The organism is Sphingobium herbicidovorans (genome assembly GCF_002080435.1).
GTDB lineage: Bacteria > Pseudomonadota > Alphaproteobacteria > Sphingomonadales > Sphingomonadaceae > Sphingobium > Sphingobium herbicidovorans.
Genome location: NZ_CP020538.1, coordinates 1547915 through 1560584, shown reverse-complemented (window position 1 = coordinate 1560584; position 12670 = coordinate 1547915). Strand labels below are relative to the sequence as shown.

The window sequence follows — 12670 nt, the reverse complement described above, 5'->3', positions numbered from 1 at the left end:
TCTCCATCGAGACGACCGACCTCAACCTGTACTTGTCCACCCGAGGGAAACGGAGTTTAAGGCTGTCGACTAGCATTCGGCTATTGACCAAACCGATAGCGCAGTCTGAAACCCAACATCCTCGGCTCGCCGTAGAGACTGCTGATCACTAGCAGGCTGTTCAGGCTGTTTGTGTTGCTCACCCGATAAAGTTTATTGGTGATGTTGTTGGCGAATAAGGTTGCATCCAATAGGCCGCCGCCAATGTTTCTCCAAGTGAGCGAAGCGTTGAGCAGCCCGTATCCCTTGAGCAACGCGCCGGGCTCGAACGGACCAGGCGCGGTATATTGTGAGCTCACGCGATTGTAGGTGGTATACAGCGACAATTCGCCCATCCTGCTCGGGATCGGCAAGTCGATCGAGGCGTGAACGCTGTAGATCCAAGGGGTGACGAATTGGAATGGCGCACAGCTCAGGTCGGCGAAATTCGGCGCGGCAGGATTACCGGACGGAAAAACCGGCCCCTGACAACCGGCCGCCACGTTAAAAGCTGGAACCATGTACCGCTTATATTTGGCATCAGTGTGGCTGATGGTGCTGCCAATCTCGAGCCCCCGGGCTGGACGGATCGACACATCCGCCTCGATGCCCTGGATCCGCGCCTCAGCCGCGTAGATCGCCGCGCCTGCGACGTTGGTGACCGGGTTCACGTCTCCGCCTGGACGCTGGATATTTGAATAACTTGAATAATAGTATCCCGCGTTAATCCGCACGGGCATGTCCGCAAACCGCCAGTCGGATTTGAAACCCACTTCATAAACGGTGACCTTCTCGGGGAGGAAAGTTCGCGTTTCCGGGCGCACCGCTTGAGTGTTGAACCCGCCGGCCTTGTACCCGCGGCTGATCTTTGCATAGACGAGAAGGTCTTTAATCGGCCGATAGTCGGCGCCTAATGTCCACGTCGGCGCGCTACTCTTCAGCCGCGCCGAATATCCGCAACTCGCAATCTGGGCAATCGGCACATCCGTCCTCGGTGCGCCGTTGAACACGCAGGTAGCGGTGAGGCCATCGGCGTTGCGGGCGTAAGACAAGTTGGATCCTTCGATCGTGTCCCAAGTGTAGCGATATCCCGCCGTAAGACGGATGTTTTCCAGCGCCGGCGAGAACGCCCCGAGATCAAGCGTCGCTTGGGCGTAGAGCGCTTTCGACTTGTTGCTGACGCCATTGCGGGTCTCCTGCGGTGCGCAAAGGCCGGTGAAGGCGGCGGGGCAGAAGACAACGCTGTTGATGCCCCACTGGCCGGCAGGCTTAGCGTCGTAGTAGAAGCCACCGATGACGAAGTTGAGGTCATTGTCGAGGAGGACTCCTTGCATCTGCAGCTCCTCGGTGAACTGCTTGATATAGTCCTGAGGAAGATCAAACCCGCCATCGTCCCTGTACGCGCCCGTCAGCGGAAGTCCGAAATCATCCGTGAATCCTGCGATTGGAAAGTCTGGCTGCCGTGCACTGTTCGCACCTTCGAATTGCTGGATCGGCGTGGCATCGAGGTCCGCGCCATAATCGTCCTTGAGCTTCTGGTAGCTGACGATGTTGCGTAGCGTCAGCCCGTCGGTGAGTTCAAAGGAGGACGTGTTGATCACCCCCCAGCTTTCAATCTCGCTATAGCTGTCGACATTTCCTCGCGTCCGGCGAGGCCCGATCTGATCTGCAATCTCCGTCTGCCGCCGGTAGACGTCGCAGCTTACCGCGATGCCGGACGGACCAGGGGGTGTGAACGGAGGCTCGACGCAGAATCCGAACGTCTGCAGGCCCGCGATGTTAAAGCCGCGATGAACGTTGCCGGAGCCGTTATTGGACGAACGGGTGCCGTAGGCGAGAAGATAATTCTCAAACCGCTCGCTGGGACGCATGAGGATCCCAATGCGGCCCGTGTACCAATGCTGATCGTCGCGCCACTTGTTCCAGACCAAGTCCTTGGTGTAGCCGCGTCGGTCCTGATAGGCTCCGGCGACCCGCACCATGAGCTTGTCGTCCACAATCGGCAAGTTGACCGCACCTTCAGCGGCGCGAAGGTCGTAGTTTCCGATGCTAGCCTCGACATAGCCGCCGGCATTGTTCGTCGGTCGACGGGGCCGAAGGAGAACCGCGCCGCCGGTTGTGTTCCGACCGAAGAGGGTGCCCTGCGGACCCGACAAAACCTGGACGTCCTCGAGATCGACGAATTGACCAGGCGCGCCTTGGAGGTTGAGTGTCACCGCCGATGGCAGAGGCACTTCGCTCATGTAGACAGCCACGCCCGGCGACGAGAGGTAGCCGGTCGATTGGCCGCGGATTGAGTAGGACTGGACGTCGCGGGTTGCCTGTCCCTGCGTGCCGGAAACGAGCGACGGCACACTGCCATAAAGGTTCTGCGGCTCGGTGACATTTAGCTGCCGTAACCTCTCCCCTGAAAACGCGGTGACTACGATTGGCACGTCCTGCGCACGCTCAGCGCGGCGCTGCGCAGTGACGATGATGTCGGACACTAGGCTCCTGTCATCATGAGCGGCGACCGGAGCCACCTGCGGCGGCGTTACGGCCTGCGCAGGAGCATCATGTGCACTTGTGGGAAATGCGCGCCCCGCAACAAGAGCGGTTCCCAACAGGAGCACCCCGCGTGTAATCGCCATCCAATCTCTCCCTTACACAGTGTTTTCGTCATTCCGACGGCCACTCAACTCACGGAACCTAACGTCCTTCAAGATTGCGCGTCGACGCTGGCCAGCGCAGGCTCGCCTTTCGCATTCCTACAGTAAGCCTTGCCATGGGATCGAAATCGTTGAGCCGATATGTCCCTAGTGGCTTGCGAGCACGGGTTCTGCCGGCTCATCGGCGATCCGTTTCCAATTCGCCGGATCGGACAGCGAGGGTGTCATGTAGGCCGACACTGACTTCAGGCTCATGCCGTCCGGCGCGAACTTCCAAAGCACGCATGCTTGCACCGCATTGCGCCAATGCTCCCCAGCCTTGGCGCCGACGGCGCCGAGCCGACCCGCGTCAGCACCGTCGCATTCGGCGATCTCGGTTCCTTCGCAGATGATGTAATTGTCCGCCATGATGAAGACATCCGGAACGTAATCGGAAGTAACGCCGGTTCCGAAGACATATTCGTAGAATTGGTAGCAAGCCTCCTTGCTCGTCGGCCCGAGATTAATGCCGTTCTCCCACAGAAAATATGAATAGTCCTCGGACAGCGTCGCGACCCGCCCGGCGACGTCCTTGTTCCACGCAGCTGTCAGGTGCCGTATGATCGTCTCGAGCATCGCGTGATGCCTGGGGTCCGTCTCTTCTGCCAGGCGCGAACGGGCGATGGTTGTCAGGGTGAACTCTTCCATCACACGCGCTCCATTGGGCGTGCCGCGGCGGGCTGGGAAGGATGAGCTTGCGTGCGCCCTAGCGCCCAGGCTGCATTCCCGCCCCAAAAGGCAGTGGCCGCTTCACTATCCTCTCCGAACTGCACAATCTCGGCGAAATCCTTAAGAGGATTGTCGACCCCCTCCGGATGGGGCCAGTCGCCCCCGAAGCCGAACAGGTTGCCGCAGGTGGTGATTGCATTCGCTACCGGATCTTCAACCAACGCGCCGAAGCGGACCTGCCGTTTGATGTAGTCGCTTGGGAGGTTCTTAAGGGTCCGGACGTTCCAGCCCGCCATCTTCGGCTGCGAGCGATAGACGCGGTCCATCCCCGCCATCCAATCGCCGAGCCAAGTGGGCGCGCGCAACTCCACTACACAGACACGCAGATCTGGGAAGTCCTCCAGCGTTCCGTTGAGCGTGAGATCTGAAAGGGCCAGCATGGGCGGCATGTTGAGCCACGACATTCCGATCGCCGAGAAAGTCTCATGATCATTGTCGATCCACGCGAACGGGATGAACTTGGACCCAATGTTTATGTGGAACGTCGCTGTTACGTCATTCTCGATGAAGGCCTGCCAAATGGGAGCGTTCTCCGGATGCGACAGGCGCTTGCCGTTGATGAGGTCAGCGCTGAAGAAGGCGAGCTTCATCCCAGCGCGCGCCACTGCGCGGATCTGATCTACCACCCACGATTGATCGCCTTGGAGTGACAGGTGTGCGACGGGGTGCAGGCGGCCGCCGCTGTCGATGACCATATCGGCGCAGTAGCGATTCCACGACTCTAAATTGAGGCGAAACCCTTCAAGATCATCGCGAAAAAAGGTGCCTTCGGTCTCAAGTCCCCATTGGGGGAAGACAAACGACTCGCCCACACCCTGACGGTCCATTTCCACCACGCGAGCGCCGGCATCGGTGTAGGATAGAGGCAGATCCTCGTATCGCATTTTCGCGGGAATACCATCGCGCTGGTCGCGCTGTGGCTGCCCCATGAAGGCATCCAGGTTAAGAAGGTTTTCGTCAAATCCGGGCTTCCCCATCCAGCAATAGGTTCCGCGCGGCGACCTCCCTTTGTAGCGCAGCATTGGATAGCCGAGCTCGTCGTCCACAATCGCCATGGCGTTCTCACGATCCTTGTTCACCATGTAGCGCGACCACATGTCCCGCTGCTCATACATGTGACTGTCCATGTCTATTATCATGACGCTCTCCGTCTCCGTAGTTCGATTTCCACCGAGATAACGCAGGTGGCGATGGAAGGAAGGACCGGTTCGCTCAGACGACCGGAGCCAATTCGCTCAGGCCCCTGCTGACGGCGATCTTGTCTTCATGCCGCCGCACGTTTATTATTGCGGAAGGTGCCGCGCAGAGCACAGAGCTAAATGGAGGGGTGCCAGATGGACATGCAGGCTTGTTCCACTATTCCGCTCGGCTTGGGCGCCGTTGCACCGATGGAACTGGCTCGTGAGCTGCTACACCGGCATCCAGATCATGGCCGTGCTGAGGAACTCAGGGGGCGGCTCGACAATAGCGAAACGTCAGTCGACATGCAGACATTTGCGGAGCTTCGGTGGGACTTCATCTGGGCGATCCGCAACAGGCTCTATGGACTCAGTCCGCAGGTAAATCTCGCGCCCGTTCTCTTTGCACTTCGAGAAATGACTAGGGGAAGAACGGTCGAACATTCATTGGAACTGTTTCTGTCGTTCATGACTTCCATGTTCCCGCAAGGAGCGGTGCTCGAGATCGAGCGATCGGGGAACCAGGTGCATTTCTGGTACAGCACCGCGCGTCCGCGCACCTTTGAGGTTCCGCGCACCTTTGAGGTCCAGAGCGACGAAATGGACGCGCTATCGATGATGGTCGCGACCCTTGCGTGGCTCACGCGGACCAAGCCTGCTGCCCGCGGGCATTTTGCGGCGGAACCGATCGGCTGTCCATCGTGGCTACCGTTCTTCTTTCCGTATCCAATGAGCTTCGGAGGCTCACGCTCGTGCTTGTCCTTGCCAATTGAGACGCTTTCGCTGCCGACCGTGCGAAGGGAAGAGGAATGCAACGAGATCTTGCACAGGATGGGTGAGGTCTCTGCATGTGGTATGCCTCACAGTGAAAGCTATCGAGAACGCCTAAGCGAGTTGATGCGGGCAGAAATAATGTCACGGGGAACGCTGCTAGGGCAGCGCCGGGCCTGCCAAGTTCTTGGCAGGAGCTGTGCATCCTTGCGTCGAGACCTAGCAAGGGAAGGAACGTCGTTCAGATCGGTGAGGGACGATGTTATCGGTGATCTTCTCTCCTCAATGCTCACACTCGATGGTATGAACATAACGAAGCTCTCGGAACGCCTTGGTTTTTCTGAACCGCAATCATTTCGCCGATGGTTCAAGAGACGCAACGGGGCTCCCGTTCATGCAGCTGCAGCTGTCAATGATTTGCAAGGTTCCAAGCAGTGTGCGCGGGATGTGAGTTAAGGGCTTACGCCGATCCGCCGACTTGATTTGGTGTGTTTTGCCCAGGTTTGGCTCGACAATTCTGGAGGGCTGCCACGCTTGCACGAACAGAAGTCGCTTTGAGGGAGCGGAGAAGTACTCCCGAATCTTGCCTTCTGGGTCGCCGCGGTAAGTTGCCATCTGGGACAAAGCCGTCGTTAACGGGCGCGGTGGCGAACGTCGGCTTCTTGGTGCGAGCCGTCATGCGAAGGTCGGCAACCTCCCTCTCGGGAAGGAGAAAGCTGGGCCGATTTCGGAATGGCAGCTTCGCAGCGGTCGGCTCAGGAAAGCTGCCTTGGCCCACTGGAGAGAGCTGCCCAGCAGCAGTCGACCGATGCCGGACGCTGAGCAGCATAATTCAGGTGCTCAGGTGCGGCCGGTCCGCTTCCCCATCCTCGGCAACTTAGACTGGCAGTAGTCCGGTTTATCTGTGGCCCTGAAGGTCGGCGCCCGAAGGCCGATCGGAGAAATCCTCTCCATAGCCGCTGAACGTGCACATGCCTTTGGAAACTGGCGTAAGGGGCGGTTCGCTATACTTCTTCGCCTCGCTCCACCACAGCCGCTTCATATGCTCAAGCCGGGTGGGATATTTGGAAGCTAGGTCAGTACTTTCAGAAAAGTCCTGCCTTACATTGAACAGCATCCATCGATCCTGATCTTCGGACCCGCCGCATGGGTGCATACCGACCGCACGCCAGTCACCTTCAACGATCGCGCGATTTCCGCGAAGTTCGAAGAACTGGACCGTGCGAGCGGAAGGCGCGCGTGCGCTCTTGAAGGATGCCAAGATGGATTTGCCAGCTACGGGGATTTGCTGAACGCCGTTGATCTTGTGCGCGAAGCTGCCCTTCGCTGCTTCGATGATAGTAGGAGCGATATCGATCGCCTCGACAAATTGCGGACGGATCGCTCCTTTGCCTTTGATCTGTCTGGGCCATGATATGACTAACGGCGTTCGAACACCTCCTAGATAAGGCCACAGCTTGTAGCGCCGAAAGGGAGACACGCTCGCCATCGCCCATGGACGCTGATATTCGGCTTGCGTCTTTGCCGTTCCAATATCCTCGATGCGTGCAAGCTGATCCTTGAGGCTCAGCCTGTTGGGACGATAAAGGCCATCGAACGATCCTGTAGCACCGCCTTCGCCCGCCGCCCCGTTGTCGGACAGCACCACCACCAAGGTGTCCTCATCAACACCCTCCGCCTTCAGAGCATCCATAAGCCTGCCGATCTGTGCATCCGCATGCTCCAAAAAGCCTGCATAGACGGCCATAAACCGGGCAAAGAGCGTTTGCTCGTCCTGGCTGAGCTGGGCCCACTTGCGGTCGCCCGGATTAGGTGGGGGCAGAATGGTATTTTCTGGAATGACGCCCATCCGCTTCATGCGCGCGAACCGCTCAGCCCTTATCTCATCCCACCCCTTCTCATAGACGTTGGCGTAATTATCGCTGTGGGATTTCGGCACCTGGATCGGGGCATGCGCGGCTCCGAAAGCTAGGTATAGAAAGAACGGCTGCTTTGGCGCATCGGCGCGCTGACGTTTGATCAGGTCGATCGACTTATCGACCAGGTCTGATGAAAGGTGATAATCGGGCTTTTGCGGCACAGGAACGTCTTGTTCGTTCTCCGTGAGCTTGGGGCGGTATTGGTCCGTCCATCCGGACATGAAGCCGTAAAAATAATCAAAACCGCGATTGCGCGGCCAAGTCGTGCGAGGGCCACCGGGTTCCAACTCGGTGTTTGGCGACAAGTGCCATTTGCCGATTGCCCAGGTGGCATAGCCACTTCGCTTCAGAGCGGCCGGAAGCATCTCAGCCGTCGCGGGGATATATCCGCTATTCTTTGCCCACTGCGCATTCGGACCTGCGGCGATGTCGGGAATGTCAGCCATACCAATCGACTGGCTGTTGCGTCCGGTCAGCAAGGACGCGCGGGTGGGTGAGCAGATCGCGCGTGTCTCGAACCTATTATACCGGAGACCGCGGGCAGCCAGCGCGTCAATCGACGGCGTACGTATCTCGCCGCCGAAACAACCAAAGTCAGAAAAGCCCACGTCATCCAGAACGATCAGGACCACGTTAGGCCGGACGGACGATCCAGCCCTCGGCCGCTGAGCGCCCACCAAGGTTAAGCTGCTGGTGGACAGCAGGCCCAGCAACACCATTCGACGAGAAATCACCTCGCCTTGATCGTCAGCCTCTGTCTCTTGCAGCATCAAGACAATCCACTCCCATCTACGGACGCACGCCTTTTGAGCGGAGGCCGATCATGCAAAATCCTTTTCACTTGAGTTGCTATGCGGAAGTAATTTTGTCAACGGTAGCGTATCGATATTCCGTGAGGAGGGTCATATAGTGGAGGCGAGTATGGAGCACGCCCGCAGTCGGGGCCGTCCGCGACAGGCTGAACTTCAGGACAGGCTTATTTCGTCCGCACTTGACGTTCTGGCGACGAACGGGATCACCGGGCTGACCGTTGAGCGCGTATGCGCGCTGGCTGGCGTGCCAAAGACGACCTTCTATCGGCGATGGTCGAAGCCCTTCGACGCCGTTGTAGAGGGCATTCTCTCTCGCCCCCGTGAATTGACGTACGTAGACGAAGGAAATGCTGTTCGTGATCTGAGCCGGTTTTACAACAGCCTAGCGGCCCTCTATTCCGATCCGATTTGGCTAGCATGGGAAAGCCTCTCCCGCTGCGAACCTAGCGTTCGATCCAATTTGGCGGCGCAACTTGAGGAAGAGGGAAGGCAACGCAGGGAGCACAATAAGCAGGCACTTGGCAACGCACTGAATGAGCAACGTCTCGATGCCGCCCTCGCGCCCGGCCTGATCCTGAACGTCCTTAATGGCGTCGCCCGCAATTCTGCCGGTCTTCGCTGGCATACGGCCGAAAGCGAGGTACAGGAACTTATCCTTCGGCTAATTGGATTGGGGTTGGGCACCAACCCAGCGCTCGACCAGTCTCGCTGATTGACATTTAAAGTGGACCTTCAGCTGCCATTGTCGTCAGCCATTCGATGGCGTGCAGCAACGCATTCACCTGGCCGAAGCGATGTTCGACCGTGGCCACCATCAGATCGCGCACATCTTCGGCGGTTATCCCTCCGGTCGTGGCGACATAGCTCGCCGAACGAAGGCATCGATTGTCTATGGGGCCACCGGCAACCTTCGCGCCGTTCAGATCCTGCTCGGCTACAGGAAGATCGAGAATATGGTCCGCTACCTTGGAATCGACGTGGAGGATGCTCTTGCCGCCGAAAATACCGAGATCTGAATCCGATGGCGCCCGTTTTCCGGTGGAGAGCCAGACACAGGCGCTTGTGACAAAGCAATCGCTCCCGTCCGGCTCGCTAATGGCGGCCTCCGACAAAAACCGACATTGGGCTCTTCGGCTGCTTTGGGTTACCCAGTCCAACGACAATGCTGCCAAGCAATCGACGATTCGAACTCCCCCTTCAACGAGGATAGGTCAAAGTAAGCGAGTCTTCGCTCCGGCAGTCAGGTCCAATTACCCCACATTTCCCAAGTAAGGCGCTGATTTCGCTGTCCTGACCATTATATTTCCTATATAAAACATGGTGTTGAAGGCTGCGAGGGGCGCGTTTCATGGATCACCCAGAGGGTGCGGGCTTGCAACGGGCAGATCGGGTGGATTTCGACCCTCGCGTGCGGCTGGAATTTCGCGGCACGCAGCTCAGTTCCGACGGCGGCCTTCTGGTGATGCGCGAGCTTGATGACGCGCTCGGGTTGTCCGATTTGGCGTCAGCGGCGCTGCGCGATACTCGCTCTGGCAAGAACACGGTCCATCGGCTCGACGGCCTGTTCCGGCAATCAGTCTTTGGGCGGCTGGCCGGATACGAGGATGTCAACGACGCCAACCGTCTCGCCTGCGATCCGGTCATGCGCCAAGTTGTCGGCGGCAGAGCGGTCGATGCACAAGCGGCCTCGGCATCGCAGATGGGACGGTTCGAGACCGAGACGCTGGCTCTGGCCGGGAACCGTGCCGCGCTGGCCGACCTGAACGGGCAATGGATCGACCGGTTCCATGACCGTAACGGGCTGAAGTACATCGTTCTGGACATGGACAGCTCGGTCAGCCCGACCCATGGCGACCAGGAAGGGTCCGCCTGGAATGGCCATTTCGACTGTAGCTGCTATCACCCCAACTTTCTGTTCAACCAGTTCGGGATGCTGGAACGCTGCGCCCTGCGCCATGGCAACGTCCACAGCGCCGATGGCTGGCGTGATGTTCTCGACCCCGTCATTGCGCGCTACGCGGAGCGCGACCTTGGTGGCAGGTTCTTCCGGGCCGATGCTGCCTACGCGATCCCGGCGATCTATGAGCGATTGGAAGAAGCGCGGTTCTTCTACGCCATCCGGCTGCCCGCAAACGCGGTCCTCAAGGACAAGATCGCGCATCGGCTAACGCGCCCTGTCGGGCGGCCGTCACTGACCAAGGTCAAGCGGTTCTTCGAGGAATTCGAGTATCAGGCGGCGTCCTGGGACAAGGAACGCCGGGTGATCGCCAAGATCGAATGGCATCCGGGCGAACTGTTCCCGCGTGTCGGCTTCATCGTCACCAACCTGCCGATGGAGCCGGACTGGGTGGTGCGGTTCTACAACCAGCGCGGCACCGCCGAGCAGCACATCAAAGAGGGCAAATACGCCTTTCGCTGGACGCGGCTGTCGTGCCGGAAGTTCCGCGACAATGAGGTGCGGCTGCAACTGCACGCCCTGGCGTACAACCTGGCCACCTTCTTGCGCTGCATCGAGCTGCCCGAGGCCATGGCCGACTGGTCGTTGACCAGCCTGCAACTGAAGCTGATCAAGATCGGGGCACGTGTGGTCCGTCACGCCCGCACCATCACCTTCCAGCTGGCCGAGGTCGCTGTCACCGGCACGATGGTACGCGCCATCCTCGCCGCTATCCGCCGATTGCGAGCGCCACCGCTATGCGCATGATCGCGATCCACGCTCAAACTGAACGAAAGCGGCTGGACAGATCTGTCCGCTGCGCTGAAAAACGCCGCCCCTGGGCAAGGAAACAGCGGCTTCGCGGTCTGATCCGTCCAGATCCAGCAGTCTGCGCGACCGCAGGTGCCGCTTGCGGCAGAAAATCCTTGTCTAGCGCTCGGATACAGGCGATCTTCACCTCAAACGACACGCCACTTGGGGAATGCAGGTTCTACACGCTCGACTATCGGTTTAACCTGCACCCGGTGGCTTGACACATGTACTTCGTTCTTCAGGCGATGGACCGCCCGGACGCGGGTGATATTCGCGCGCAAACGCGCGAGCGCCACGTGGCTTATATGTCGGGCGGCGAACTTCCGGTTCGGGTCATCCTTTCCGGGCCATTGATGGACGAGGCGGAGGAGAAGGAGGTCGGCTCGCTCATCGTGGTTGAAGCTACGAATCGGCACGATGTCGAGGAATTCTCCCGAAATGATCCCTACCGAAAGGCCGGGCTTGTCGGTGCGATCTTGATCTTGCCGTGGCGCTGGACCCGCGGCAACCCCGACCGGAGGAACTGATATGACCTTGCAGCTTTTTACCTGGCAGACGCCGAACGGGCGCAAGATTTCCATCATGCTCGAAGAGCTGGGGCTGGGTTATGAACTGCGGCCGATCAACATCCTAAAGGATGAGCAATTCTCGCCGGACTTTCTAGCGAAGAACCCCAACAACAAGATCCCTGTGATCGTCGATCCCGATGGCCCCGGAGGTGAGGAACTGGTGCTCTTTGAGTCCGGCGCCATTCTGGTTTATCTGGCACAGAAATACCGAAGCGAGCTACTGCCGTCCGATCCACGCGCGCAGGCAATAACCTTGCAATGGCTGATGTTCCAGATGGGCGGCGTGGGCCCGATGCTTGGGCAACTCCATCACTTTCGCAGATATGCTCAAGACCAGGAATATTCGCTCGGGCGCTACCAGAAAGAGGTGGAGCGAATCTACGGCGTGCTTAACAAGCGGCTGCAAGATTCAGCTTATATCGCGGGGGACGGGTATACTATCGCCGATATCGCCACCTATCCCTGGCTCGCGCGCAACCCGCTTCACAACATCGATCTTGAAAAGGTACCAAATCTCAAGCGCTGGTACGATCACGTTGGTGCACGCCCCGCCGTGCAACGCGGAATGAACATACCGGAAGCAGGTTGAGAGAGTCATGCTTCGAGTTTTAGGAAGGCGCAGCTCCTCCAATGTCCAGAAGGTCCTCTGGCTCCTGGACGAGTTGGATATACCGTTCAGCCAGGAAAATTTCGGCGGCGAATTTGGCGGGAACCGCGACCCGGAATATCTTGCCGTGAATCCCAATGGCGTCGTGCCGACGTTGATAGACGAAGGCAACGCGATCTGGGAATCCAACACCATTCTCCGCTATTTGTGCAATTCGCGCGGACCCACCTCGCTTTATCCCCAGGACCCGATCGACCGGGCAATGGTCGAGCGCTGGATGGACTGGCATCTTGCCGCCTTGAACAAGTTCATGTCACAGCTTTATATCGGCATCGTCAAAACTCCGGAAGCCGAGAGAGACCTGCAGGCTTTAGACCGGGCGCGCATGGAGTCGCAGCGCTGCTTTGCGCTACTAGACGATGCCCTTGCACAAAATTCCTACCTTGCTGGCGATGCATTTTCGCTCGCCGATATTCCCTGCGGAATCATGGTCTATCGCTGGATAGCTCTCGGGTTCGCCAGGGATTCGGAGCAGCCCAATCTTCGTAGGTGGGCCGACCGTCTCGCGGAACGGCACGCCTATCGCAAGAACGTCATGGTCGGCCTTGGCTGACCGGAATCAGAAATCAAA

The 12670-nt window shown here is 58.7% G+C and carries 10 protein-coding genes and 1 pseudogene; 7 read left to right on the top strand and 4 right to left on the bottom strand.

The features are described from left to right. Positions 1 to 80: 80 nt before the first annotated feature. From B6S01_RS07530 to B6S01_RS07520, 3 genes are all read right to left on the bottom strand, one after another. Positions 81 to 2504 carry a TonB-dependent receptor gene (locus B6S01_RS07530; protein WP_051908432.1) on the bottom strand — a complete coding sequence of 808 codons (2424 nt, stop codon included), beginning with the start codon at positions 2502 to 2504 and terminating at the stop codon, positions 81 to 83. 309 nt (positions 2505 to 2813) lie between these two features. After that, the gene (locus B6S01_RS07525) at positions 2814 to 3353 is read right to left on the bottom strand and encodes a hypothetical protein (protein WP_037467864.1); all 540 of its coding nucleotides are present in this window, start codon (positions 3351 to 3353) and stop codon (positions 2814 to 2816) included. After that, positions 3353 to 4573 carry an amidohydrolase family protein gene (locus B6S01_RS07520; RefSeq protein WP_081570336.1) on the bottom strand — a complete coding sequence of 407 codons (1221 nt, stop codon included), beginning with the start codon at positions 4571 to 4573 and terminating at the stop codon, positions 3353 to 3355. The genes B6S01_RS07525 and B6S01_RS07520 overlap by 1 nt, the downstream gene beginning before the upstream one ends. Positions 4574 to 4768: 195 nt before the next feature. Between B6S01_RS07520 and B6S01_RS07515 the strand changes: the two genes are divergently transcribed. Then, complete coding sequence (locus B6S01_RS07515) at positions 4769 to 5839, top strand: hypothetical protein (protein ID WP_156103390.1); 1071 nt, start codon at positions 4769 to 4771, stop codon at positions 5837 to 5839. Positions 5840 to 6281: 442 nt separating this feature from the next. Here the strand turns inward: B6S01_RS07515 and B6S01_RS07510 are convergent, their stop codons facing one another. Beyond that, on the bottom strand, positions 6282 to 8072 hold the full coding sequence (locus B6S01_RS07510) for an arylsulfatase (RefSeq protein ID WP_081570335.1): 1791 nt from the start codon (positions 8070 to 8072) through the stop codon (positions 6282 to 6284). A 151-nt stretch (positions 8073 to 8223) separates the two neighbouring features. Between B6S01_RS07510 and B6S01_RS07505 the strand changes: the two genes are divergently transcribed. From B6S01_RS07505 to B6S01_RS07480, 6 genes and pseudogenes are all read left to right on the top strand, one after another. Beyond that, entirely contained in the window at positions 8224 to 8826 is a 603-nt protein-coding gene (locus B6S01_RS07505; RefSeq protein WP_037467868.1) for a TetR/AcrR family transcriptional regulator, read from the top strand. 154 nt (positions 8827 to 8980) lie between these two features. Beyond that, positions 8981 to 9130 (top strand): annotated as a pseudogene (locus tag B6S01_RS21595) (integrase); the annotation flags it as partial. Between the two features lie 332 nt (positions 9131 to 9462). Further along, the gene (locus tag B6S01_RS07495) at positions 9463 to 10818 is read left to right on the top strand and encodes an IS1380-like element IS1247 family transposase (protein ID WP_006473457.1); all 1356 of its coding nucleotides are present in this window, start codon (positions 9463 to 9465) and stop codon (positions 10816 to 10818) included. Between the two features lie 269 nt (positions 10819 to 11087). Continuing rightward, positions 11088 to 11390, top strand: coding sequence for a YciI family protein (locus B6S01_RS07490; protein WP_037467959.1), 303 nt, complete (start codon positions 11088 to 11090; stop codon positions 11388 to 11390). Between the two features lies 1 nt (position 11391). Next, complete coding sequence (locus B6S01_RS07485; RefSeq protein ID WP_037467957.1) at positions 11392 to 12021, top strand: glutathione S-transferase family protein; 630 nt, start codon at positions 11392 to 11394, stop codon at positions 12019 to 12021. Between the two features lie 7 nt (positions 12022 to 12028). Next, positions 12029 to 12652 (top strand): glutathione S-transferase family protein, encoded by a 624-nt coding sequence (locus B6S01_RS07480; RefSeq protein WP_037467955.1) that lies wholly within the window; start codon positions 12029 to 12031, stop codon positions 12650 to 12652. The last annotated feature ends 18 nt before the right edge of the window (positions 12653 to 12670 follow it).